The organism is Paenarthrobacter sp. NCHU4564, from assembly GCF_052156435.1.
GTDB lineage: Bacteria > Actinomycetota > Actinomycetes > Actinomycetales > Micrococcaceae > Arthrobacter.
On record NZ_JBQLIS010000003.1, the window covers coordinates 154,918 to 179,564 of the forward strand.

The following is a 24,647-nucleotide window of genomic DNA, read 5'->3' on the forward strand; positions in this document are numbered from 1 at the left end:
CAGGGCTGAAGCACACAGGATGGGTGGCTGCTTCCCCGGGGTCCGGCGCATAGGGCGCCCGGGGAAGCGGTAACGCCCGGAATTCCTACCCTGAGGAGTCACGAATGACCACCAAAATCTCCAAATGGCCCCCCGGCACACCCATGTGGGTCGATCTGTCCATCGATGACGTTGAGTCGGCCAGGGACTTCTATTCCAGACTCTTCGGCTGGGGCTACACCTCCGACGACGCCGCCGGAGGCTACCTGCTGGCTCACCTCGACGGGCATGCGGTGGCCGGTTTGGGACCCAAGGATGATGCCGCGCTGCCGCCGTCGTGGACCACCTTCCTGTCCTCCGACGACGCCGGGGCCACCGCAGCGCAGGTCAAGGCAGCAGGTGGCCAGCTTCTGGTACCGCCCTCCGATGTCATGGATGCCGGCCGCATGGCTGTCGCGGCCGACTCCGGCGGCGCTGTCTTCGGCATCTGGCAGGCCGGCAACCATATCGGGGCGGAACGCGTCAATGAGCACGGTTCCCTGTGCTGGAATGAGCTCCACACCCGCGATTACTCCGCGGCCCGCTCGTTTTACGCTGACGTCTTCGGCTTCAGCTACCACGACATCGACGGACATGACATGGTGTACTCCACGTGCCTGCGCCCAAAGGACGCGCGCGAAGTGGCCGGCATCCAGCTGGACAGCGCCCTCCCCGGGGAAACACCGGACTACTGGCTGACCTGGTTCGCCAGCGACGACGTCGCTGCCACGGCGGCGCTGGCCGAACACCTCGGGGCAAAGCTCCTCATGCCCGTCAGTGACAGCCCGTTCGGCCGCATGGCGATCGTGCAGGGCCTGCAAGGGGAAGTCTTTGGACTCATCGCCGTCGCCCCGGCCGAAAACTAAACCACTGCCGGATCCATTGCCCCGGCGATGATTTCGTGCGCGTACTCCGCAGCAAGCGGGGCGGCGAGGCGGTGCACGGCCTGGAAAGTCCTGCGCACTTCCGGGCCGTGCCAGTCCGGCGGAAGGTAGTCCGAAGGAAGGTTGGGGTCGCGGTAAGGGAACCGGCGCCACATGGTGAGCATGGGAATGTAGTACCGGAAAGCGTCCCGCCGCAGTTCTTCCGTGGAGCGCGCCAAGGCAGCATCCGGGTCGCCGCCCACGCGGTCGGCCCACAACTGCCCGGCTCCGCGGTACAGCTCAAGGAACGCGGTGAACTGGCCATCGAGTTCCTTGAGGTCCCACCATTCGGAGATCTTGGGACGCATGGGACCGTCAAACACGTAGTCGCTGCGGAACAAATCCACGAATTCGATCAGTCCGCTGGCCGTGAGTCGTTCCCGTGCCTGCTCGAGCTTGTGGGCGGGGGCGATCCACACCCCGGAAGCCACGGAGCCGAAGCCAAGTCCGGACAACGCCGAGCGCAACTGGTGACGCCTGTTCCGCATCGATTCCGGGACAGAGAAGACTGCCAGCACCCAGGTGTCCACCGGCGCGGGTTGCTCTGGCGCGAAGATCCGCCGGTCACCTTCACGGAACACGTCACTGATCGACTCAGCGATCTTGTACTTGGCAATGCCGCCTTCACGGACGCTCTTCAGCACACCTTTTGCCTTGAGCCGGGACACCGAGGACCGCACTCCGGGGGCGTCGTAGCCGAGCGTCCCGAGCATGGAGATCAGCGCCGAGACCGGCAGGGCGTCACCCGCATTCCGCCCGTAGAGGCCGAAGATCGTCACCAGGAGCTGCTGGTGACGGACGGGCGGTGCCGGGACGGCGAACATAGAAACTTCCTCATTTCCGCGCCGGAGTCCAGGCGCCAATCATGTTCATCATAAGTTGCCGGCAAGCCGGGTCCTGGAAGATCACGACGGCGGCACCCGCACCTTGGGGGGTGGCGGGGCGACGTCCCACGCGCGTCCGTCCGCCGAGATGGCACTTAATGACAATCCCGGGCTCCCGGACTGTCATTAAGTGCCATCTCGCGGGGATGAAACCGGGCCCTGCACAGCCCTGACCAGATGTTCCGGCCAAGGCTGTGATGCGGTGGTTCCGTTGGGAACGTGGACCGTGGTGACCGTCCCGAAAGCGGCCACTACGCTGCCTGCCGGTGTGCCGCCGTCGTCGGTACCGCCGTCGTAGTTCTTGTCCGCGGAGGTTTCGAGCGGGTGGCCCACCACCTCGAACCCCAACGTGAGCGACGTCCGCCCGAGCTGGTGGACCCTGACCGTCGCGGTGACGCGCTGGCCGAACCACAGCTTTGACTTGTAGTTGACCACCTGCTGGACGCGCGGCGCGTGGGGGAAGTAATCCGGCAGTTGGAGTTTCCGGAAGAGCTCGGCTTCGGCGGCTTCCACCCAGCGCAGGACGGCCGAGTTGTGCTGGTGGCCCGAGGCGTCGGTGTCCACCCATTCCACCGTCCGGGTGACGCTTGCTTCCGAAAACTCCATGACCTGCCCTTCCTTACCGGGCCGGGACGTTGGCGTCCTCGGCCTCCGGGTCGGTGCTCGCTGCCGCCACCGGCTGCTCCGGCTGCGGCTTGGGAATGAGCGCGACGGCGGCCGCGGCCACCACGGCGATTCCGGCAAAGATGGCGAAGTTCGCCTCGAACGGGAGCTTGGACCCCGCAATCCACCCACCGATCAACGGACCGGAAATGGCACCGAGCCGGGCGAAGCTGAGGGCCCAGCCCGTGGCTGTGCCGCGGACCTTCGCCGGGTAGTAGTCGGCGATGTAGCCCGTGAGGACCAGTGAAGTGGAGATGGATCCGATGCCCGCGAAGGCCACGAACAGCAGGTTGACCACCATGGTGTTCGGGAAGACGAGCAGCATGATGCCCAGGCCGCCAAGGATGTAGAACACCACCAGGATGAGCTTCTTGCCGTACCTGTCTGCTGCACGTCCCAGGATCAGGCCGCCGATGGCCGACGCGAGGCTGAAGACCAGGAGGAAGGTCAGGGAGGACCCGAGGTCGTAGCCTGCTTTCTTCATGATGCTGGGCAACCAGGTGTTGAGGCCGTAGACCAGCACCAGGCCACAGAACAGCGAGATCCAGAAGAACACGGTGGAGCGGAGGTACTTCAGGGAGAACATGGTGGTGATGGTCTTCCACCACGGATCAGCCGGAGCGGTTTTGGAGCCCGGCGTAGCTGCAGCAACCGTGGGCCGGTAGTCGCTGATCCGCAGCTTGGAAGCCAACGCTTCCGCTTCGGACCGGCGACCCTTTGACTCCAGGTATTCCAGGGATTCGGGCAGGAACTTCCAGATGACCGGGATCAGCAGGACAGGGACGGCGCCGATCGCGATGACCGCGCGCCACCCGCCCAGCGGCAGGACGAACAGTGCCGCCAGCGCCGCGGCCACAATGCCCAGCGAGTAACCCGAATACATCAACCCATAGTTGTAGGAGCGCTTGTTCGGCGCCGAGTATTCGATGGTCAGGGCAGCGGCCACCGGGATGACACCGCCCATGCCAAGCCCGCCGATGAGTCGGAAGATTCCGAAGATTTCCGGCGTCGGAGCCCAGGCGGCTCCTGCCTGAGTGAGCGTGAAGATCGCCATGGAGGCGAGCAGCATTTTCTTCCGGCCCACGAGGTCGCTGAGGGTCCCGATGAACAGGGCACCAATCAGCATGCCAATCAAGGCATATGAGCCAAGGCCACCCAGGGCCAGCGGCGAAAGGTTCCACTCCTTGTACTCGGCGAGTGCGGGAAGCACGGCACCCAGCACGCCGACGTCGTATCCTTCCGCAAGGATGGCAAGCCAGCAGCAGAACAGCACCACACCGGTGGTCCGCTTGGGGACGTTCCAGGTGTTCACGGAGGCGGCGGCCATGGCTACTTCACCAGCACCGAAGCTGAGGCTGACGCTGCTGCTGCAGGCGTCCAGCGGAGGTGGGCGTTGAGTGGTTCGGCATCGGGCTCCTTCAGGAGGGACAACCGCGGGCGGACGGCGTCCGTGCGGGAGCTTGGCGGCTTGCGGCGCCCGGCACGGAACTGGGGGATCCAGTCGGCACCGGGGCCTTGGTATTCCTGCTCCGCGGCTGCGTGCAGGGTCCACTGGGGATCGTACAGGTGCGTGCGGCCAAGGGCGATCAAGTCGGCACGTCCGGCGAGCAGGATCGAGTTCACGTCGTCGTAACTTGAGATGGCGCCGACGGCGATCACTGCCACGCCTGCCGGAGCGGCAACTTCCTGGCGGATGCGGTCCGCGAACGGGGTCTGGTAGCTGCGTCCGAACGCGGGCTTCTCCTCATTGGCGACCTGGCCGGTAGAGACATCAAGCCCGGCGGCACCATGCTCAACAAACGCCTTGGCGATGGCGACCGAGTCATCCGAGGTGTTGCCGCCGTCGATCCAGTCCGTCGCGGAGATGCGCACCGTCACCGGCTTGTTGGCAGGCCAAGCCGCACGGACGGCGTCGAAGACTTCCAGCGGGAACCGCAGCCGGTTCTCCAGGCTGCCGCCGTATTCGTCCGTGCGCTGGTTGGAAACCGGCGAGAGGAAGGAGGAGAGCAGGTAGCCGTGGGCCGCGTGGATTTCCAGGAGGTCGAAGCCTGCCTGCTCCGCGCGCTTTGTTGCTGCGACGAACTCGGCCTTGATGGCGTCCATGCCGGCGCGGTCCAGTTCCTGCGGGGTCTGGTTTCCGGGGCCGTACGGAAGGGCGGAAGGTCCGACGGCGGTCCAGTTGCCGGAGTCGAGTGGCTGGTCGATTCCTTCCCACATGAGCTTGGTGGAGCCCTTGCGGCCCGAGTGACCCAGCTGTGCACCGATTTTGGCGGTGGAACGGGAGTGCACGAAATCGACGATTTCCTTCCAGCTGTCCCGCTGTTCGTCCGTGTAGAGGCCGCTGCAGCCGGGGGTGATGCGGCCCGTTTCGGAGACGCACACCATTTCCGTCATCACCAGTCCGGCGCCACCCAGGGCCTTGGAACCCAGGTGGACTTTGTGAAAGTCGCCGGGGATGCCGTCGGTGGCGGAGTACATGTCCATGGGCGAGACGATGATGCGGTTCTTGAGTTCCAGTTCCCCGATGCTGAAGGGCTGGAACATGGCCGGAGCAACCTCGGTGAGGCCTTGGGATTCGGCGAAGTTCCGGTCCACTGCGTCCGCGAATTTAGGGTCGCGCAGGCGGAGGTTCTCCTGGGTGATTCGGCGGCTGCGGGTGAGCAGGTTGAACGCGAACTGTGTGGGGTCCTGGTCCTTGTACTGGCCGATGCGCTCGAACCATTCAAGGGAAGCCTGCGCGGCACGCTGGGTAGAGGCCACCACGGGACGCCGTTCGGTTTCATAGGCTTCCAGGGCTGCCTCCACCGTGGGGTGCTCGTGCAGGCAGGCTGCCAACGCCAGGGAGTCTTCCATGGCCAGCTTGGTGCCGGAGCCAATGGAGAAATGTGCCGTGTGGGCGGCGTCGCCCAGCAGGACCACGTTGCCCTTGCGCCAGCTCTGGTTGCGGACGGTGTTGAAGTTCAGCCACTTGGAGTTGTTGGAGAGGACCTCGTAGCCGGCCAGTTCCTCAGCGAAGATGTCACGGATCTTGGCGATGGCCTTCTCGTCGGAGACACCCGGAGGGAACACCTCATTGGCGGTCTCGTCGAACCCTGCCGCGTGCCACACGTCCTCATGCATTTCGACGATGAACGTGGAGCCTTCGTCCGAGTACGGGTAGCCGTGGATCTGCATGACACCCCACTCGGTTTCCTTCACAAAGAACTTGAAGGCCTCGAACACCTGGTCCGTTCCGAGCCACATGTACTTGTTGGTGCGCGGATCCAGGTCAGGGCCGAACGCGTCGGCGTACTTGGCGCGGATCTGGGAATTCACGCCGTCTGCTGCGAGGACCAGATCGTGGTTGGCTTCCAGCTCCTCGATGGCCGGTGCCATGGTGCTGAACCGGACATCGACGCCGAGTTCGATGCATCGCCGCTGGAGGAGTTCCAGCAATTCCTTGCGGCTCATGGCAGCGAAGCCCTGGCCTCCGACCGTGATCATTTCGCCGCGGAAGTGGATGTCGATGTCGGACCAGCGGGCGAAGCGGCGGCTCATGTAGTCGGCCACTACGGGGTCGGCGTTGCCGATGCCGCCGAGGGTCTCATCGGAAAACACGACGCCGAACCCAAAGGTGTCGCTCGCGGCGTTCCGTTCCCAGAGGGTGATGTCGTGGGATGGGTCCAACTGCTTCATCAGTGCTGCGAAGTACAGGCCCCCCGGGCCGCCTCCGACGATTGCGATCTTCATGGTGTTGCTCCTTCTCGGGCCCGCTACGCCTGGCTTTGGCCGGCGGCGGTAAGTTCCTGTGTCTCTGGTTCTTCTGCGAGGACGCGGTCGCGCAGCTTGAAGTGCTGCAGTTTGCCGCTGGGATTGCGTGGAAGTTCGGTGACGAAGCGGACATCGCGCGGGTACTTGTACGGGGCGATGGTTTGCTTCACGAAGTCCTGGATTTCCTTGCGCTTGGCCGCGTCTCCTGTGACGCCTTCACGCAGGACCACGAACGCGCACACGATACTTCCGCGTTGCTCATCCGGGATGCCGATGACCGCGTTTTCCACGACGTCGGGGTGCTGGTCGATGGCTGCTTCCACTTCGGGTCCGCCGATGTTGTATCCGGAGGAAACGATCATGTTGTCCGAGCGTGCCTGGTAGGTGAAGTAGCCGTCCTCGTCCATGGAGAAGGTGTCTCCCGTGACGTTCCAGCCGTTCACCACATAGTTGGCTTGCCGGGGATCATCGAGGTAGCGGCAGCCCGTGGGGCCAATGACGGCGAGGCGGCCGGACTGTCCCGGGCCGAGTTCCTTGCCGTCCTGGTCCAGGATGGTGGCCCGGTAGCCTGGCACGGCCTTGCCCGTGGTGCCGGGACGGATATCGTCCCCCGCGGCTGAGATGAATACGTGCAGCATTTCGGTGGCGCCGATGCCGTTGACCAGACGCAGGCCGGTAGCCTCGTGGACGGCCTCCCACGTTTCCTTGGACAGGTGTTCGCCCGCGGAGACGGCGATCCGAAGACCGCTGAGCAGATCGCCGCGCTTCTCCTTGAGGATGGCCCGGTAGGCCGTCGGAGCGGTGAAGAGCACCGTGGCTCCGGCCTCTGCTGCCCGCTCAGCGAGTTCCACGGGTCCGGCCTTCTCGGTCAGCAAGGCCGATGCGCCGAACCTCAAGGGGAAGACCACCAGTCCGCCCAGGCCGAACGTGAAGGCAAGCGGGGGAGATCCCGCGAAGACGTCATCCGCCGTGGGCTCCAGAATGTACCGGGCAAAGGTGTCCGCATTGGCGAGGATGTCGCGGTGGAAGTGCATGGTCACCTTGGGCACGCCCGTAGTTCCGGACGTCGGCCCCAGCAGGGCAACGTCGTCCGAGGACGTGTCCACTGGCGTGAACTCCCCGCTCTTGCGCGAGCAGCGGGCGGTGAGGTCGCCGTCGTCGTTCTTTCCGTACGTCAGGACCGTGACGTCATCACCTGCGGCCACCGCGAGCTCGTCCACGAAGCGGTGGTCGGAAATCGCCACAACGGGCTTTGTCAGCTCGATGATCGTGGAGACCTCGGTGGAGCGCAGCATGGGCATGGTGGTCACCACCACGGCGCCGGCTTTCAGTACGCCGAGCCAGGCAGCCACGATCCACGGGTTGTTCGGTCCCCGCAGCAGGACGCGGTTACCGGGGACGACGCCAAGGTCTTCGGTGAGGACCTGGGCCACCTGGTTGGAGCGGGTCTGGAGCTCGCCGTACGTCCAGACAACGCCGTCCGGGGTGCGGAGGGCGGGGCGGTCGGCGCCGTGCCGGGCGACAGCGTCGTCGATCAGCACGGCGGCGGCGTTGAGCCGGTCCGGGTAGTTCAGTTCGGGGAGGGGGAATTCGAACGCCGGCCAGGTATCGGTGGACGGCAGGTGGTCTCGGGTGAACGTGTCCACGTGGGCCGATGGCAACATGCTCATGGCCGTTCCTTTCAGTGGTGCGTCGTTGGGGCTGGGGATGGGGGTGTCAGGCGCGGATCATGCCCTCTTGGGCGACGGTTGCCAGGAGCCGTCCCTGACGGTCGAAGAAGCGGCCCATGGCGAGGCCGCGGTTGCTCTGGCCTGAGATGGCTTCCTGGGCATACAGCACCCAGTCGTCCACCCGGCCGTCGCGGTGGAACCACATGGAGTGGTCAAGGCTGGCGGTGGCGAGGCCGGGGCTGGACCAGTTGAGGCCGTTGACCCGGAGCAGTGGTTCCAAGATGGTGTAGTCGCAGACGTAGGCCAGTGCCGTGCGCTGGAGGTTGGTGTCATCAGGCAGGGTGTCGAAGGCTTTGACCCAGATTGCCTGCTGCGGGGCGGTTCCGCCTTCCAGCTCCACATATACCGGCCCGGGAATATGCCGCATGTCGAAACTACGGCCGGCTGCCCAGTAATCAGCGGCCGGGCCTTCGCTTTCGGTGAGCGCCTCTGCTGCGGAGCGCAGCGATTCAGGCTCGACGGCGGCAGGCGCCTCAGGCTGGAAGTCCGGCCCGTCTTCGGGAACATGGAAGGACCCCATCGCGGCATACACGGGCTTGCCGTTCTGGAAACCCCGGACCGTGCGGGTGGAGTAGCCGCGACCGTCGCGCAGGCGCTCAACCTCGTACCGGACCGTGGAGCCGATATCCACCGGACGCATGAAGTAACTGTGCATCGAGTGGAGCTGCCGGTCGGCATCCACCGAGCGCATCATCGCCGCTGCGGCCTGGGCCACCATGTCTCCACCGTAAGCCTTGGGCCACGGAACGTACTGGGTAGTGGCCTCATACGCTTCGTCGAAGACCTGGGGTTCGGTCTTTGTCAGCTCAACAGCGCGGAGGAAGGTCTCCGATGTCAGGGTTCCCGTGATCATGGCTATGCCCGGCGGTAGTCGGCGAGGGTCTCGTCAGGGACGTCCTCGAGGTTGACCACGAGGTTCTCCGGCGTGCGGGCGGTCAGCCAGACAAGTTCCTCGGTGACAGACATGTTCGCCTCGACGTGCGGCATGAACGGCGGCACGAATACCCAGTCGCCGGCCTTCATGTCGATGAACTCGGAGTAGTTCTCACCGAAGTAGATCCGGCCGTGGCCGCGGAGAACGTAGCCGCCGGTTTCCGCTTCGCCGTGGTGGTGCGGCAGCGAGCGGTAGCCGGGAGTGTTTGAGACCTGGCCGAACCAAATCTTGGTTGCCGGGGTGTGCTGGATGCTGACGCCGGAGACGCGGATGCAGTCGCCGGACTGGGCCGTGTTGGTGTCCTCTGCGCCGGCACGGGTGACGACAGGGACTACCTTGCCGTCCGGCTGGGCGTAGATGGAGTTGTCGCCTTCGAGGCGGTATTCGGTGGTGGCCTGGCTCATGGGTTTCTCCTCTTGTTTGGGCTGTGTTCTTAGGCGTGGACGGGTGCGTGGATCGCGAAGCGGTTTTCCAACCGGCCGATCCCGTCGATTTCGGTGACCAGCGTGTCGCCGTCCTGCAGGAAGCGCGGCGGGGTCATGCCCATGCCCACTCCCCCGGGCGTCCCCGTGAGGACGAGGTCGCCCGGACGAAGAACGGTGAACTGCGAGATGTAGGACAGCAGTTGCGCCGGTCCGAACACGAGCGTGCAGGTGTTTCCGTTCTGGACGAGCTCGCCGTTGACGTAGCCCTTGACCTGGAAGTGTTCCCCGGCCTCGTCCGCGGTGACCAGCACCGGGCCTACCGGAGTGGTCCGGTCCCAGGCCTTGCCCTGGAACCACTGCAGCGTCCGGTTTTGCCAGTCGCGCATGGAGACGTCGTTGGCAACGGTGTAGCCGGCTATTGCCTCGCGCGCCTGGTCCTCGTCCGCTTGGTACAGCTCGGAACCCACGACGACGGCCAGCTCGGCTTCCCAGTCGACGCGCCCACTCCCGTGGACTTCTACAGGATCGTTCGCGCCGACCAACGTGTCCGCGTACTTGGCGAACAGTGTTGGGTATTCGGGGAGATCCCGGCCCATCTCCTGAATGTGGTCACCGTAGTTCAGGCCACAGCAGATCACCTTGCCGGCATTGGGGAGCAACGGAGCGAAGTCAGGGTTGCTGATGGTTTCTCCGTCGGCTGCTTCCACCACGGACCGCCAATTGTCCTGGGCCAGGAGTGCGCCCACATCACTGGCCGGAAGCGTTCGGTAAGTGCCCTCGCCCGTGGCGAGTGCCGCCGTCGTACGTCCGCCCGAAACGCGCAGGGTGGCTAGTTTCATCGCTGGGTTCCCTTCGAGATATTCGATGTGTCGACTTTTTTACGATCGTCACATATGCTCAACGTAGCAGGGCGGGAATGATCTGCATAGGGGCTTTTCAAAAGTTTTCGCAACTGCCACAACCGAGGAGGACCACCATGAGCCACAAGACCATCAACCCGGAATCGCTGCCCAAGCCGTCCGGATTTGCCCACGGCATGCTCGCCGGAAATACCGTGTTCCTGGGCGGGCAGACAGCGCTGGATAAAAACATGAACATCGTGCCCGGCGGGATAGTGGAGCAGTTCACACAGGCGTTTTCCAATGTCCTCACCACGCTGCGCGAAGCCGGCGGCCAACCCGAGGATCTGGTCAACGTGACCATCTACCTCACCGACGTGGACGATTACATGGCCAACGGCCGCGAAATCGGGCGCATCTGGCGCGAGATGGCCGGCTCGCAGTACCCGGCCATGGCGGGCATCGGAGTCACGCGGCTGTGGCAGAAGGAAGCCATGATCGAGATCCAGGGAATTGCGGTGATTCCGGAGCGCTGAGTTACTGGCCTTCCCTCGGAGCGTGGGGCAGCATTGGCCCATGGGAACCGTGACGGAATACCTGGAGAACGTCAGCGCCACCAACCGTCCTGTCTTGGAGCGGATTGTGGAGATTGCCCGGGAGTTGGCGCCGGATGTTGAGGAAGGCACCAGCTACGGAATGCCGGCACTGCTCGTTGACGGCAAGGGCTTCGTCAGCGTTCAGGAGACCAAGAAGCACCTGGCGTTGTACCCGTTCAGCGGGCAGATCCTGCCGGAGATGTCCGAGGAGCTGGGCGGGTACTCGTGGTCGCCGGGGACGCTGCGGTTTTCATCGGAGAATCCGGTGCCCGACTCGTTGGTGCGCCGGATCTTGGAGACCCGGCTGGCGGCGATCCGGAAGTAGGGCGGGGCCTTCTGAGGTAGGCCAAAGTGGCTGTATCCTCAAACGGATCGGCTCATCTCGCCGACTTCGAGACGTACAACTTGGGGGAACTCTTGCGTCGCCACTCAAACACGCCCGCATCCTCGCTTCCGAGGGCGCTAAGAACGATTGCAATGGTCCTTGGCATTGCGCTGGCGTCGGCGCTTACCGCACCGGCGACGCCAGCTCTGGCAGTGGGCACCGCCAACCCACCGCGACCGGATCTGGTGTCCGCGAAATGGTCTTCGGCTACTAATGTGCTGAAAACGGGCGATACCGCGAAAGTCACTTTCAGCCTCACATTGCCGGCGCAGAAGGTCGAATTTCAGTACCAAGATGACTCGCTGGCAGAGCTGCGGTCAGTGGTGTGGGAGGGCTCCGGGACAACAGGACCCTTCACGGCCGTTGCCACCGCTGCAGTTGACAGCACCTACTACGCCGGCAATCAGCGGCTCAAATTCGTGATCGTCTCCTACCTATGGGAGAAGCCCGACGGAACAACGGCGACTATGCAAACCTACTTCTCCAGGGACACAGGTGCTGTCTATCCCCGTGACGGCGGCGGGGATTCCCGGATACAGAACGTGGACTTCACCGTGGACAATCCGGCGCGGCCGCTGAAAACACTAACCAACCTGTCACCGCCCACGGTCGAAGTCATGGAAACCTACGACATGAGCACGGTTGGCGCAGTCGACGTCGTGAGGGACCCCGGACAATGGTCCGAGCCCGTCCCGAAGTTCTATGTGGAACCGTTCATCGGCGGATGGTTGCAGGGCGGATGGACAGACGACCCTGGCCCGGTAGTGGCCTACGGGTTTCCGGGGAAATCGCTCCTCGTCAGGTACACAACCTTGAAACCCGGCTACAGGCCGGTGACCCTCTCCACGGCCCAATTCACTCCAGCCGGTGCACCTGTCCCGAAGGTCACGGGAAACCCTTGGTTCGGCGAAACTTTGAAGGCGAGCCTCGACCCATCAACCGTCTTTGGTCTCCCCGCGGCGGCTAAGCCGACTATCACGTTCGACTGGTACAACGAAGCACATGAACGCATCGGTTCCGGCTCCACGTACACCATCCAGGCGTCGGACGCCGGGCGCAGCATTCGTGCGGTGGCATTGATCCGCCATAACGGCAGGCTCGTCGGCCTGATAGGCGCCCCAACCATGGATTACCCCGAATTGAACGTCTCTCCCGCGGTCTCGAACCCCACCCCAAAGCGGAACTTCGGCGGGGGCTCAACGAACAACCTAATCGCGCGGACAAGTTGGGGCGACCTCATCCAGCACTACACGATCTCCAAGTACAGGCATGAGTCCCAGCCCTATATCGGCTGGGGGTGGGGAGCCTTCAACCTCTTGATCACGCCGGGTGACTTCAACGGAGACAGCCTTCCTGACGTCCTGGCGCGTAAATCCAACGGAGAACTGTGGCTCTATCCCGGGGATGGCAACGGGGGCTGGTTGACGGCCAGTGTGGTCGGGTGGGGCTGGCAAGGCATGACCGAACTCATCGCCCCCGGAGACTTCGATGGCGATAAGCGAATGGATATCCTGGCAAAGGACGCTTCAGGAAAACTGATTCTCTACCCGGGGAACGGCCGCGGCGGATGGCTTTCACCACGTCAGGTCGGACAAGGCTGGAATGTCTTCGACAAAGTCTTTTCCCCCGGAGACTTCGACGGTGATTCGCATCCGGATGTCTTGGCTCGGGATAAGAACGGTCAATTGCATCTCTACTCATCCAATGGAGGAAGCGGCTGGTTCGGCTCTCGGATCATTGGGACTGGCTGGTCGTCAATGAAATTCATTGGCAGTGCCGGAGACTCTGACTTCGATGGCTGGAATGATCTGTACGCAGTGGACCAACGCGGCGATCTGTTGATCTACCCGTTCAACTCCGGAAGCTGGAAGCCACGGAAGAATCTGTCACCTGGGTGGGGCACATACACCGCACTGTTCTAGCAGTAGGGCTTGGCGCTGGCCCAGGTTCTTGTTCGGCCTTGGGTCAGTGCTTGGCGGAGACGTCCTGCGAGATCGCATCCGCAGTGGCCACAACCGCCTCCCGCACAGAATCCAGGTAGTCCTCCGGCTGCGCGGCGACCGCTTGCGCCTGAAGGGACACGTTGATCGCCGCGACGGTATCGCCGTTATTGCGGTTGTGAACCGGCGCCGCTATGGACATCAGGCCGAGTTCCAGCTCCTGGTCCAGCAGGCACCAGCCTTGCTTCCGGACACGCTCGACGGCGGCCCGCAACTCGTGCGCGCTGGCGACGGTTCGCGGAGTGAGGGGCTTGAGTTCGGCGCTCTCCAAGTAGGCATCCAGCTTGGCCGGCGGCAGGCCAGCAAGGAGGACCCTGCCCATGGAGGTGGCGTACGCGGGGAACCGGGTGCCCACGGTGATGCCCACATTCATGATGCGCTTGGTGGCTACCCTGGCTACGTAGAAGATGTCCTGCCCGTCCAGGACTGCGGCCGAAGTGGACTCCCCCAGCTTCAGGCTCAGTTCCTCCAGGTGCGGCTGGGCGAGTTGCGGCAAAGACAGCGCTGAAAGGTACGAATATCCCAGCTGCAGCACCTTGGCCGTGAGCGCGAACGTTTTGCCTTCGGTCCGGACGTAGCCAAGCTCCGCGAGGGTGTGCAGGAATCGCCTGGCCGTGGCCCGCGTCAGATCCGTGCGGGCAGCGACTTCGCTGAGCGTCATGACCGGGTTGTTCGCGTCGAACGCCCGGATCACCGCAAGACCCCGCGCCAACGACTGTACGTACTGGTCGCTGGCCTGCGGGGTCGTTGCGGATTCGCTCATGGTTACCAATCCTAGTTTGGAGAGCTAGGCCCCGGCCTTCAAAGGCAGCGAGACGAGTTCCTGGATTTCCTCGAAGGTGCAGCCGAACGTTTCACGGACGGTGACGCCTTCGGGTCCGGTGAGGAACACGGCTTTGTCGGTGTACACGCGGGTGACGCAGCCGACGCCGGTCAACGGGTAGGTGCATGCCTCGACCAGCTTGGATGCGCCGTCACGGGTCAGCAGGGTCATCATCACGAACACGTCCTTGGCGCCGGTGGCCAGGTCCATGGCGCCCCCGACGGCGGGAATCGCGTCGGGTGCGCCGGTGTGCCAGTTCGCGAGGTCACCGGTGGCGGAGACTTGGAAGGCACCGAGGACGCAGATGTCCAGGTGCCCGCCGCGCATGATCGCGAACGAGTCGGCGTGGTGGAAGTAGGACGCTCCGGGCAGTTCGGTGACGGGGATCTTGCCGGCGTTGATCAGGTCTCCGTCAACGGCATCCCCTTCAGCTGCCGGCCCCATACCGAGCATCCCGTTCTCCGTGTGGAGGGTGATGTTCTGGTCTTCGGTGAGGTAGTTCGAAACCAGCGTCGGCTGGCCAATGCCCAGGTTCACGAACGAGCCCGGGGCGATATCGCGGGCCACCAACTGGGCCAGTTCATCGCGGCCCAGCGGCTTCTCCGAGGTCTGGATGCTTGTCTGCGTGCCCATGCTCAGGCCACCTTTCCGTTCGAAGAACCAGCAGCTGCTTCAGAAACAGCGCCAACCCGGACCACCGAATTCACGTAAATTCCCGGTGTCACCACGTTCTCCGGATCCAGCGAACCCGTGGGCACGATCTCGGAAACCTGCACAATGGTGTGTTTCGCCGCGGCGGCCATGATTGGCCCGAAGTTCCGGGCGGTCTTGCGGTACACGAGGTTGCCCTTACCATCGGCCTTGAGTGCCTTGATCAGGGCAACGTCGGCGTGGATCGGCGTCTCGAAGACCTGCCATTTCCCGTCGAGGAACCGGGTTTCCTTGCCCTCGGCCAGCGTAGTTCCATAGCCCGTGGGAGTGAAGAACCCACCGATACCGGCACCGGCAGCACGGATGCGTTCGGCCAGGTTTCCCTGCGGGACCAGTTCCAGTTCGATCTCCCCCGCGTGGTACTTGGCGTCGAAGTGCCAGGAATCGGACTGCCGCGGGAAGGAACAGATCATCTTCCTGACCCGACCTTCCTTGATCAGCAACGCCAGGCCCTGGTCACCCTGGCCGGCGTTGTTGTTCACCACGGTCAGGTCCTTCGCGCCGCAATCCATCAGCGCATCGATCAGCTCGAACGGCTGCCCGGCATTGCCGAAACCGCCGATCATCACCGTGGAACCGTCCTTGATCCCGGCAACGGCCTCGCCAACAGTGTCAATGAAATTCAACATCGCCCTTACGCTCCTTCAACGCCAGAGGTTACGTTTTCCAGCACCACGGCCAGGCCCTGCCCAACGCCGATGCAGATCGCAGCCACACCCCAGCGCTGGCCGGAGGCCTGCAGCGAACGGGCCAGCGTGCCAAGGATCCGGGTACCGGAGGCTCCCAACGGGTGGCCCATCGCGATCGCACCGCCGTGGCGGTTCACGATCGAGGGGTCGATTCCCCACGCATCAATGCATGCCAGCGACTGCGCGGCGAACGCTTCATTAAGTTCGACGGCGCCAACTTGGTCCCAGCCGATGCCCGCCTTCGCGAGGGCCTTGTTGGCGGCCTCCACCGGGGCAAACCCGAAGAACTGGGGATCGTTGCCGTGCGCGCCACGGCCTGCAATGCGGGCCAACGGCTCCAACCCCAGAATCCCAGCAGCAGCCTCCGACCCGATCCACGCAGCCGAAGCACCGTCGGACAACGGCGAGGCATTCCCGGCGGTGACCGTGCCGCCGTCGGGCCCTGAACCTTCGGGACGGAACACCGTCTTCAACCCGGCAAGCTTCTCCGCCGAAGATCCCGCACGGATTCCTTCATCACGGACCAGGTCCGTCCCCGGAACCGCCGTGACCAAAGAATCGTAGAAGCCTTCGTTCCACGCAGCGTCGGCCAGGTTGTGCGAATCCGCCGCAAAGGCGTCTTGCCGCTCACGGGTGATCCCGTACTTCTCGCGCAAGCGCTCGGTGGCCTCGCCCAGGGAAATGGTCCAGTCCTCATTCATGGCCGGGTTCACCAAACGCCAACCCAGAGTGGTCGACGCCAGAGTCATGTCACCGGCCGGGTAGGGCTTGGACGTCTTCGGCAGCACCCACGGCGCACGCGACATCGACTCGGCCCCGCCAACCAGCACCACATCAGCATCTCCGGCGTTGATTTGCCGAGATGCGATGATCGCCGCATCCAACGACGAACCACAAAGGCGGTTCACCGTGGTCCCCGGAATCGAGACGGGCAGGTCGGCCAGCAGCGTGGCCATGCGGGCAACGTTGCGGTTTTCCTCGCCGGCGCCGTTCGCGTTGCCGAACACCACTTCGTCGATCCGCTCAACGTCCAGCCCAGGCGCACGCTTAACCGACTCCCGGACCACATGCGCAGCCAAATCATCCGGTCGGACAGCAGCAAGACCGGACCCGAACTTGCCAAAGGGCGTGCGCACTGCGTCGTACACAAAAGCCTGGTTCATAGGATTTCCTTCGTTTCTTGATACCCAACTGAGTCGCATTTGTGCGCGTTTTGAGGGGTCTAAACGCGCTTAACTGCGACCTAGTTGGGTGAGTTGGGGGTGGATGCAGCGTCGATCTCAGCGAAGACTTTTTGGGCCGTCTTGAACGCCGAGTTGGCCGACGGCACGCTGCAATAGATCGCGGTCTGGAGCAGGATTTCCTTGATCTCGTCCCTGCTCAGGCCATTGTTGAGGGCGGCCCGGACGTGCATGGCCAGCTCCTCCCAGTGACCGTGCGCCACCAGCGCCGTGAGGGTGACCGCGGAACGCATCTGCCTGCTCAGCCCCGGCCGTGTCCAGATCCCACCCCAGGCGATCCTGGTGATCATGTCCTGATAGTCCTCGGTGAAGGAGTCGATGCCGGCGTTCGCCCGGTCCACATGCGCGTCGCCGAGCACTTCGCGCCGCACCACCATGCCGGCGTCGTAGATGTCCTGTCCGGTAGCCTCGGGCTGGACGGCGCCATAGCGGGAAGCGTCGCCGCTCCGCTCCGGGTTAACAGTGCTCACAGTCCGTTCTCCTTCATGAAGTTCCGCATCAAACCAGCTACGACGGCAGGCGCCTCGGCGGGCGCGAGGTGGCCCACGCCGTCGAGCGCTTCCGCCACAGCGAACGTGCCACCGGCGCTCACGCCGGCCACCACCGCCTCGGCGAACGGCGGCGGCGCCACTGTGTCTTCGACGCCGGCAATCGCTTGGGTGGGAACCGTGATGCTGCCGAGCTGCTCGCGGACATCAAACGCAGCAAGGGCTTCGCAGCAGAACGAATAGCCGAAGCGGTCCGCGTCGCGAAGGGCGTGCAGGAGCCGGCTGCTGATGTCCGGCTGGCGGTCCATGAACCCCTTGGCGAACCACCGCTCTGCCGAGCCCTGGATCATCACCGGAGTGCCTAGTTTTCGCACGGTTTCCGCGCGCTCCAGCCAACCTTCCGGCGTGCCGAGCTTGGCGCCGGAGCACTGCACGGACAGGCTGCGGAGGCGGTCGCCGTGCTTGATGCCAAGCTGCAGGCCCGTGGCCCCGCCCAGCGAGACGCCCGCGTAATGGAACCTCGCGCCCGGCGCAACAGATTCCACAAGATCGACGACGGCGTCCGCCAGTTCCGGGACATCGAAACCTTCCGTGGCGGCCGGCGAGATGCCGTGGCCGGGGAGGTCCCAGCCGATGACGTCGTACTCGTCGCCGAGCAAGGCGGCGGTTTCGGACCAGAGAACAGTGGACGTGCCCAGCGAGGGACCCACCACCAGCAGCGGTTTGGCGCCGAGCTCGCGCTGCGGTGAGAGCAGCACGGCCTTGACGGTTGGCTTAGTCATCAGAGGCTCCGTTCGTTGAAGCGGTGAAGTCCGCGTAGGCGGCGAGGATGCGGCGGCTGATTTCCCGGGCCTCACCGAGGTAACTCGCGGGATCCAGCAAGGCTTCGAGCTCTGCGTCGGTCAGCTTGTCCGAGGGGACTGCCTCGCGGAGGAGCTTCCGGTAGGTGTCCGCCTGCTCGGGTCCCGGCACTGCCAGTGTTTCGTCGACGACGGCCTGCAGCTTTTGCTTCCCGTCCTCGCCGAGGAGAGGTGCGACGGCGGCCGCCACACCTTCGCTGAGGAGCAACGGCCCCGAGATCTCCAGGTTCCTGCGCATGGCCTCGGGGAATACCCGGACACCTTCAACGAGTTCCCGAAGGTGAAGTGCGGCACCGAGCGCCAGCGCGAGGAGCCGACGCAGCGCCGGCCATTCCGTGTGCCAGGCACCGTCCGGCCGCTCGTCGTTGAAGCTCGCAGCGGCCATGTGGAGCTGGGAACCAAGACCCGGAGCTTGGAGGGCCGCACTGCGGATCAGCACGGACAGCACAGGGTTCTGTTTCTGGGGCATGGCGGACGACACCCCACGCCCGGCAGCCAGGGGTTCGCCGAGTTCGCCCACTTCCGGGCGGCTCAGGAACACCAGGTCCACGGCGATCTTGCCAAAGGCATCCAGCAGGGAAGCCAGGGAATCCCCGAGGGACGTGACGGCCAAACGGTTGGTGTGCCAGGGTGCCGGAACTGCGGCCAGGCCGAGCTTCGAAGCCAAGGAATCCGCCAGTGCGAACGGCGTGGAGCCGGAACCGGCGGTCAGTTTGGACCCGGATGCCAACGTTCCACTGGCACCGCCAAACTGCACCGGCAACTCCTGCGAAGCCAACCGCGACGCAGCCGCAGCCACCCCTTGGAACCACTGCGCCACCTTAAGCCCGAACGTGTAAGGAAGGGCATGCTGCGTCAGGCTCCTGCCCACGCACAGCGTGTCCGCATGCTGTTCCGCCAAGGTGGCGAGCGCCGTCGTCGTGCTCTTCACTTCAGTGAGCAACGCCGAAACGGTGCGGCTGGCCAGCAGCATGAGTGCCGAGTCCAGCACGTCCTGGCTGGTGAGGGAGGTGTGGACGGCTTTCCCGGCGCCGACCCCGTTTGCATCCAGGCTGCGCACATGGGCGCGGAGTTCACCAAGCAGCGGGATTACCGGGTTGGCGCCGCCTTGGGCGCGTTCGGCGATGACGGCGAGGTCGTAGTGACCGGGGTCGGCGGCTTCGGCCACCACAGCTGCCGAACCTTCGGGTGCGAGCCCGGCTTCCTCAAGGACAGCCGCCCAAGCGGCTTCGACGTCGAGGATGGCCGCGATCACGGCACGGTCGCCCGTCAACGCCGTCACCGCAGGCGAGGTAGTGACGGGGCTGAGGAGGCCGAAGTCGCCGTCGGTCATGACTGGTCCGAGGCCAGATCCAGCGAACCGTCCTGCTGGAAGTCCAGGAACACGGTCTCGTCGCCACCCTGCAGGCGGATGTCCCACGTGAGTCCACCGTCGGGGTCACGGCGTGCGATGAGCGTCTTGCGGCGCTCGGGGTCGAGGGAGCTCAGCAGCGGATCGTTCGCCAGCGCTTCCTCGTTTTCCGGCAGGTAGACGCGGGTGAAGAGGCGGTTCATGAGGCCACGGGCGAAGACTGCCACGGAGATGAACGGCGCCGCTCCGGGTTTAAGCGGCCCCGGGTTGACCGTCGTGAAGGTGTACACGCCGGAGTTGCCGACGGAACCGCGGCCCCAGCCGGTGAAGGTGTAGCCATCGCGGACCAGTGAGCCGGTGCGCTGGACGATGTTGCCGTCGGAATCCGGCTGCCAGATTTCCAGAATTGCGTCGGGAATGGTGTTGCCCGCGCCGTCGTACACCGTGCCCTGGAGGCGAATGCTGCCGGGGCTGCCCGGTGCCAGCAGTTCGTTGTCCTTGTTAAAGGGAAGGGCGTAGCCGTAGAAGGGTCCGACGGTCTGGCCCGGTGTGGGCGTCAGCTTGCTCATGTGCTTACTCCTCGTCCCCGGCGTCGCCGTATGCTTCGTTCTCGGTCCAGGTCCGCTTGGAACCGGTCAGGATGATGTCCCACTTGTAGCCGAGGGCCCATTCGGGGCTGGTCAGCTCGTGGTCGTACTGCGCAACCAGGCGGTCACGGGCGTCCTGGTCCACGATCGACTGGTAGATCGGGTCCAACGGGAAGAGCTGGTCACCCGGGAAGTACATCTGGGTGACGATCCGCTGGGTGAACTCCGAACCGAACATGGAGAAGTGGATGTGGGCCGGGCGCCAGGCGTTGAGGTGGTTCTTCCACGGGTACGCACCGGGCTTGATGGTGGTGAAGGAGTAGGAGCCGTCGGCACCCGTGATGCAACGTCCGACGCCGGTGAAGTTCGGGTCGAGCGGGGCGGGGTGCTGGTCGCGCTTGTGGATGTAGCGTCCGGCGGCGTTGGCCTGCCAGATTTCCACGAGCTGCCCGGCAACCGGGCGGCCGTCACCGTCGAGGACCCGGCCGGAGACGATGATGCGTTCACCCTGCGGCTCGCCGTTGTGCTGGATGGTCAGGTCCGACTCCAGCGCGTGCACGTCCTGGTGGCCGAACGCCGGCGAGTACAGCTCGATGGTCTCCGGATCTGCGTGGTGCAGGTTCTTGGTGGGGTGGCGCAGGATGGAACTGCGGTACGGCGCGTAGTCCAGGCGCGGCATGGTTTCCGGTGCCTTGCCGTTCTTCAGTGCCTCGGCATAGCGGTCGCCGATCGCCTTGATCTCGGCACTGAGGTCCGCCTGCGTTTCCACCTTCTTGGACTCATGCGCGGCGTGTGGCTCAGCTGGCGGCACCAGTTCCTCCGATTCGAGGGCTTGTGCGGTGTTGTCTTGCGGCACAGCCGGCTCCTTTCTATGGATTCTTTGTCGGGTCCGGGCAGCTACGCCCGGTGGAGTGAGTCGTATTGGACGGCGTGGCGAACTGGGGCGTTCGGGGCTCCGTAGCCGTTGTAGTTGCCGCGGCGCTCCACCATTTCAAAGAACACGCTGCCAACCGTGGCGGTGTAGAAGTGGAGGAATTCGCCGTTGGCGTCCCGGTCATACAGGAGGTTGAGTTCCTGGAGCGTGTCCAGGAATCCGGATTCAAGATCGAACCGCGCATCCAGGTCCTCGTAGTAGTTGGCCGGAATCTGCAGGAACTCAAGGCCGCGGTCCCGCGCCGACCGGGCTGTTGCCACGAGGTCGTCGACGGCGAAGGCGATGTGTTCCTGATACGTTTTGCGTGCCTTTTCGGCCTGCTGCGCAGGGGCGAGGTTCAGCACCAGCCGCACCGCACCATTGCTGGTCTCCATGACCTGCGAGCGGACCAGGCCGCTGGGACTGGGCACCTCGGCGAACGGTTGCGGTTCCAGGGCGAGGGCGCTGGTGTAGAAGAGGACGGCTTCGTCGAAGTGCTGCCATGGCTGGGCCAGGTTCACGTGATCAATCACGGCGCTTTGCCGTGCACGCGGGTGCTCCAGCCCCTCGCCGAACTCCTGCGTCCATGCTGCTGTTCCGTCCGGGTTGCCCTGGCACAGGAAGATCTCGGTGGAGTCCGGAGCAGAGATGCCCTGGAACACCTCCTCGTCCGCCTGAACCTTGCGGGCGACCACTGGTGCCTTGAGTTGCTGGGCGCGAGCGGAGGCAATGACCGGAGAGTCGACGTCGAACCCCAATGCGGCAATAGCCGGTTCCGTATGGGAGGCCGCCTGCTCGTTGATGATGACCCGGGCCTGGCCCATGGTCCACAACTGCACGTCCTTGGTCCGGTGCCGGCCTTCGAACTCGAAGCCGAGCTGGCCCAGGAGCTTCTCCAGCTGCGCAGTGTCGTCAGCCTTGACCTCGGCGAAGTTGAACCCGGCGGGCTCGTTCACCTTGGGCAGGGTGGCCAGTTCCATGGGATAACGACGGCGGGAGTTCTGTTGGGCTCCTGCCGAGCCGGACGCCGGGCTGCTGGCCAGCCACTTGGCGCTCTGTTCTTCCAGCCAGATGAGCGAACGCATGGCATCCACGGCTGTCCGCTCCACGTCCGATTGGCGGAACACATCATTGAAGACCTCCAAGGAAACCGGGCCCGTGTAGCCTGCGCGGACCACATGTCCCATGAACTTGGCGAGCTCGAACTGGCCCTCCCCGGGGAAAACCCGGTAGTGGCGGCTCCAGGACAGCACGTCCATGCTCAGCTTGGGGGCGTCGGCTACCTGAACGAAGAAGATCTTCTCCGCGTTGATATCCTCGATCGGCGCCGTGTCCCAGTCGCGGGAGAGGATGTGGAACGAGTCCAGGCACGTGCCCAGGTTGGGGTGGTCCACCATCTCCACCAGGCGGTAGGCGTGCTCGTAGTCGTTGACGTACTTGCCCCAGGCCAAGGCTTCGTAGGCGACCTTGACGCCGTGGTCGCCCGCCAGTCCGGCGAGTTCGCTGAGCTGTTCTGCCCGCAATTGGTCATCGTCAATGGTCGCTGTGGCCACGTTGGAGCAGACCAGGATGGTGTCCATGCCCAGGCGGGCCATGAGCTTGAACTTGGCTTCCGCGCGCTTGAGGTTGGCTTTCAGCAGGTCCGGTGTGACGCCGTCGAAATCGCGGAACGGCTGGTACAGATCAAGGCCGAGACCCAGGTCCGCCGCCATCTTGCGAACGTCTTCCGGGCTGAGCGAGGAGGTGACGAGGTCCTGCTCGAAGATCTCGATGCCGTCGAACCCGGCGATGGCGCAGGCCTGCATCTTCTCCTTGAGCGTCCCGGACAGGCAGACCGTGGCGATTCCCGTGCGCATCAGTGGGCCGCCTTCACGAGTGCGGATTCTTCGGCGGCGATGAGGTCCAGGAAGTGTTCACGCATGCGGTCGCGGTCAGCGTCCCTGCCAGTGAAGATCTTGAACGCGTCCGCCGCCTGACCAACTGCCATGCGACCGCCGTCGAGCACGTCACAACCCTTGGCGCGCGCCTCGCGGACCAGTTGAGTTTCAATGGGGCGGTAGACGATGTCCGCCACCCAGTGCCGCGGTTCCAGGAGGTCGATGTCCAGGGGCAGGCCGGGGTGGGCGGCCATCCCAACGGGGGTGCAGTGCACCAGGCCGTCGGCGAGGGCCATAATCTGGCTCAGCTCAGAGGTGCTGCGCGGGGTGATGCTTGCGGCCGGGAAAAGTTCGCCGAGTTCGGCAGCGCGTTCGGCGGCACGGCTTGCGTCCATGTCCACAAGGTCAAGGTGCTTGGCGCCGGCCTTGAGCAGGGCATAGGCGACGGCGGATCCGGCACCTCCGGCACCCAGTTGGATTACATGGTCGAGCTTGGCCTTCGGGAGTCCATTGCTGAGTGCCGCGCCGAAGCCGGAGAAGTCCGTGTTGTGGCCGACGAACCGGCCGTCCTGGATCAGGACCGTATTTACGGCACCCAGGCGAGCGGCGTCGTCGGAAATTTCGTCAAGGTGCCCCAGCACCAACTGCTTGCACGGATGAGTGATGTTGAGGCCGTTGAAGCCCATCCGCTGGGCTGCTGTCAGGAGATCCCCGACGGCGGTGGCCGGCAGCGCGAGCTCCAGCAGGTCGATGGGGCGGTACAGCAAGCGAAGGCCCTGCACATCGGCCTCGCGTTCATGCATGGGCGGAGTCAGCGAGGGCATCACGCCTTCGCCAATCAGGCCCACCAGAACGGATTCGGCTCGGTTGCTCATCCTCAAGCTCCTTTTACTTTCACGGCCTGCCCGAAGCGTTCAACGCTGTTCGGACCGAACGTATGATTCAGATTACTACAGTTGTTCATATTCCGCACGCTTGTTCTTATCGCGAACATCTTTCCCCTGCAGCTCCCCCTCGCCCCAACTAGGTCGCACTTAAGCGCGTTTAGCGCGGTCAAAACGCGCACTAATGCGACCCAGTTGGGTCAGCGCTGGGGCAGGCGGGCCGCGAGTTCGGCAGCGGCTTCCTGCAGGGTGGGCACATGGGCGATGAGTTCCTCCATGGTCAGGCGGAACACGGGAACAGCGGTGGCGATCGAAGCGAAGGCATGGCCCTGGGAATTGAGGACCGGGACAGCCACTGCCCGCATCCCTATCTCGTTTTCCTCATCCATCACTGCGTAGCCTTGGCGGCGGACCTGCTCGATCTCCTCGCGGAACTTGTCGCGGTCCGTGATGGAGTGCTCCGTCAAGGCCTCCAGCGGAAGCTCCTCCAGAAGACGCTTGCGTTCCACGTCCTCTTCGAAGGCAACGATCGCTTTGCCAACCGACGTCGTATGCAGGGCTCCGAGATGGCCCGGATCGCTGGTCACCCGGAAAGTCTTGGGGCCATCGACCTTGTTGACCGTCAGATGATGGTCGCCGTCGCGCACTGACAGGATGGTGGCCTCATGTGTTCGCTCGGTGACTCGCTGGAGCACGGGCAGTGCAGAAGCGGCAAAACCGTGATGGTTGGAAACCCGCTGCCCAAGTTGGAATACACGAAGGCCCAGGTGATAGCGGCGACCATCCGCCTCATAGTCCACAAACCCGTCGCGTGTCAGCGAGCCAAGCAGTCGGTAAGTGGTGCTGAACGGCAACCCCGCACTTCGCGCAAGGTCCGCGGCGCTGGCGCCCTTCGGTTCGTCGCCAAGCAAAACCAAAAGGCTCAGAGCCTTGCCCACCATGTCGGTCTTTGTGTCCTCTTTCACACTCATAAGGGAAATGCTCCCACATAGTGAGAGCTATTTCTAGATGGTGATTACTTCTCTTGACAAGTGACCGCACTCACAGCCACTATTGCTGTATTGCACAAGTAGCTC

24 protein-coding genes are annotated in these 24,647 nt (G+C 64.2%); 4 read left to right on the plus strand and 20 right to left on the minus strand.

Features of this window, described 5'->3' with window-relative positions; genetic code table 11:
• The first annotated feature begins 104 nt into the window (after window positions 1-104).
• Window positions 105-884, plus strand: a complete 780-nt coding sequence (locus tag ACSVIE_RS04730) for a VOC family protein (RefSeq protein WP_442423160.1) — start codon at window positions 105-107, stop codon at window positions 882-884.
• Here ACSVIE_RS04730 and ACSVIE_RS04735 read toward each other — a convergent pair.
• The 8 genes from ACSVIE_RS04735 to ACSVIE_RS04770 form a co-directional block, all read right to left on the minus strand.
• Window positions 881-1,765, minus strand: coding sequence for a PaaX family transcriptional regulator C-terminal domain-containing protein (locus tag ACSVIE_RS04735; RefSeq protein ID WP_426004818.1), 885 nt, complete (start codon window positions 1,763-1,765; stop codon window positions 881-883). The genes ACSVIE_RS04730 and ACSVIE_RS04735 overlap by 4 nt on opposite strands.
• A 186-nt stretch (window positions 1,766-1,951) precedes the next feature.
• Complete coding sequence (locus tag ACSVIE_RS04740; protein ID WP_442423161.1) at window positions 1,952-2,431, minus strand: acyl-CoA thioesterase; 480 nt, start codon at window positions 2,429-2,431, stop codon at window positions 1,952-1,954.
• Window positions 2,432-2,444: 13 nt separating this feature from the next.
• On the minus strand, window positions 2,445-3,815 hold the full coding sequence (locus ACSVIE_RS04745) for an MFS transporter (RefSeq protein ID WP_442423162.1): 1,371 nt from the start codon (window positions 3,813-3,815) through the stop codon (window positions 2,445-2,447).
• A gap of 2 nt (window positions 3,816-3,817) precedes the next feature.
• Window positions 3,818-6,217 (minus strand): bifunctional salicylyl-CoA 5-hydroxylase/oxidoreductase, encoded by a 2,400-nt coding sequence (locus ACSVIE_RS04750; RefSeq protein ID WP_442423163.1) that lies wholly within the window; start codon window positions 6,215-6,217, stop codon window positions 3,818-3,820.
• A 23-nt stretch (window positions 6,218-6,240) separates the two neighbouring features.
• Window positions 6,241-7,908, minus strand: coding sequence for an AMP-binding protein (locus ACSVIE_RS04755; protein ID WP_442423164.1), 1,668 nt, complete (start codon window positions 7,906-7,908; stop codon window positions 6,241-6,243).
• 46 nt (window positions 7,909-7,954) lie between these two features.
• Window positions 7,955-8,821 carry an acyl-CoA thioesterase gene (locus ACSVIE_RS04760; RefSeq protein WP_442423165.1) on the minus strand — a complete coding sequence of 289 codons (867 nt, stop codon included), beginning with the start codon at window positions 8,819-8,821 and terminating at the stop codon, window positions 7,955-7,957.
• Between the two features lie 2 nt (window positions 8,822-8,823).
• Complete coding sequence (locus tag ACSVIE_RS04765) at window positions 8,824-9,306, minus strand: cupin domain-containing protein (protein ID WP_144660639.1); 483 nt, start codon at window positions 9,304-9,306, stop codon at window positions 8,824-8,826.
• Window positions 9,307-9,335: 29 nt separating this feature from the next.
• Window positions 9,336-10,166 carry a fumarylacetoacetate hydrolase family protein gene (locus ACSVIE_RS04770; RefSeq protein WP_442423166.1) on the minus strand — a complete coding sequence of 277 codons (831 nt, stop codon included), beginning with the start codon at window positions 10,164-10,166 and terminating at the stop codon, window positions 9,336-9,338.
• A gap of 137 nt (window positions 10,167-10,303) precedes the next feature.
• Between ACSVIE_RS04770 and ACSVIE_RS04775 the strand changes: the two genes are divergently transcribed.
• From ACSVIE_RS04775 to ACSVIE_RS04785, 3 genes are all read left to right on the plus strand, one after another.
• Entirely contained in the window at window positions 10,304-10,702 is a 399-nt protein-coding gene (locus ACSVIE_RS04775; protein WP_216927234.1) for a RidA family protein, read from the plus strand.
• Between the two features lie 40 nt (window positions 10,703-10,742).
• Window positions 10,743-11,087: an iron chaperone gene (locus ACSVIE_RS04780; RefSeq protein ID WP_426004829.1), complete on the plus strand. Its 345-nt coding sequence runs from the start codon at window positions 10,743-10,745 to the stop codon at window positions 11,085-11,087.
• A gap of 152 nt (window positions 11,088-11,239) precedes the next feature.
• The gene (locus ACSVIE_RS04785) at window positions 11,240-13,069 is read left to right on the plus strand and encodes an FG-GAP repeat domain-containing protein (RefSeq protein ID WP_442423167.1); all 1,830 of its coding nucleotides are present in this window, start codon (window positions 11,240-11,242) and stop codon (window positions 13,067-13,069) included.
• Between the two features lie 43 nt (window positions 13,070-13,112).
• Here ACSVIE_RS04785 and ACSVIE_RS04790 read toward each other — a convergent pair whose 3' ends face one another.
• The 12 genes from ACSVIE_RS04790 to ACSVIE_RS04845 all read right to left on the minus strand — a co-directional run bounded on the left by ACSVIE_RS04790 (window position 13,113) and on the right by ACSVIE_RS04845 (window position 24,542).
• The gene (locus ACSVIE_RS04790; protein WP_442423168.1) at window positions 13,113-13,910 is read right to left on the minus strand and encodes an IclR family transcriptional regulator domain-containing protein; all 798 of its coding nucleotides are present in this window, start codon (window positions 13,908-13,910) and stop codon (window positions 13,113-13,115) included.
• Between the two features lie 24 nt (window positions 13,911-13,934).
• Entirely contained in the window at window positions 13,935-14,603 is a 669-nt protein-coding gene (locus tag ACSVIE_RS04795; RefSeq protein ID WP_442423169.1) for a 3-oxoacid CoA-transferase subunit B, read from the minus strand.
• A 2-nt stretch (window positions 14,604-14,605) separates the two neighbouring features.
• Window positions 14,606-15,310: a 3-oxoacid CoA-transferase subunit A gene (locus tag ACSVIE_RS04800; RefSeq protein WP_442423170.1), complete on the minus strand. Its 705-nt coding sequence runs from the start codon at window positions 15,308-15,310 to the stop codon at window positions 14,606-14,608.
• A 5-nt stretch (window positions 15,311-15,315) separates the two neighbouring features.
• Entirely contained in the window at window positions 15,316-16,533 is a 1,218-nt protein-coding gene (locus ACSVIE_RS04805) for a thiolase family protein (RefSeq protein ID WP_442423171.1), read from the minus strand.
• Window positions 16,534-16,613: 80 nt separating this feature from the next.
• Window positions 16,614-17,081: a 4-carboxymuconolactone decarboxylase gene (gene pcaC / locus ACSVIE_RS04810; protein ID WP_442423172.1), complete on the minus strand. Its 468-nt coding sequence runs from the start codon at window positions 17,079-17,081 to the stop codon at window positions 16,614-16,616.
• Window positions 17,078-17,881 (minus strand): alpha/beta fold hydrolase, encoded by an 804-nt coding sequence (locus tag ACSVIE_RS04815; RefSeq protein WP_442423173.1) that lies wholly within the window; start codon window positions 17,879-17,881, stop codon window positions 17,078-17,080. Before ACSVIE_RS04815 ends, pcaC begins: the two co-directional genes overlap by 4 nt.
• Window positions 17,874-19,292, minus strand: coding sequence for a class-II fumarase/aspartase family protein (locus tag ACSVIE_RS04820; protein ID WP_442423174.1), 1,419 nt, complete (start codon window positions 19,290-19,292; stop codon window positions 17,874-17,876). Before ACSVIE_RS04820 ends, ACSVIE_RS04815 begins: the two co-directional genes overlap by 8 nt.
• On the minus strand, window positions 19,289-19,879 hold the full coding sequence (pcaG, locus tag ACSVIE_RS04825; RefSeq protein WP_442423175.1) for a protocatechuate 3,4-dioxygenase subunit alpha: 591 nt from the start codon (window positions 19,877-19,879) through the stop codon (window positions 19,289-19,291). The genes ACSVIE_RS04820 and pcaG overlap by 4 nt, the downstream gene beginning before the upstream one ends.
• 4 nt (window positions 19,880-19,883) lie before the next feature.
• Window positions 19,884-20,753, minus strand: a complete 870-nt coding sequence (pcaH, locus tag ACSVIE_RS04830; RefSeq protein WP_442423176.1) for a protocatechuate 3,4-dioxygenase subunit beta — start codon at window positions 20,751-20,753, stop codon at window positions 19,884-19,886.
• A gap of 41 nt (window positions 20,754-20,794) precedes the next feature.
• A complete protein-coding gene (locus tag ACSVIE_RS04835; protein WP_442423177.1) occupies window positions 20,795-22,666 on the minus strand; it encodes a bifunctional sugar phosphate isomerase/epimerase/4-hydroxyphenylpyruvate dioxygenase family protein in 1,872 nt (623 codons plus the stop codon).
• The gene (locus ACSVIE_RS04840; RefSeq protein ID WP_442423178.1) at window positions 22,666-23,562 is read right to left on the minus strand and encodes a shikimate dehydrogenase; all 897 of its coding nucleotides are present in this window, start codon (window positions 23,560-23,562) and stop codon (window positions 22,666-22,668) included. Before ACSVIE_RS04840 ends, ACSVIE_RS04835 begins: the two co-directional genes overlap by 1 nt.
• A gap of 209 nt (window positions 23,563-23,771) precedes the next feature.
• Window positions 23,772-24,542, minus strand: coding sequence for an IclR family transcriptional regulator (locus tag ACSVIE_RS04845; protein ID WP_442423179.1), 771 nt, complete (start codon window positions 24,540-24,542; stop codon window positions 23,772-23,774).
• Window positions 24,543-24,647: the final 105 nt, after the last annotated feature.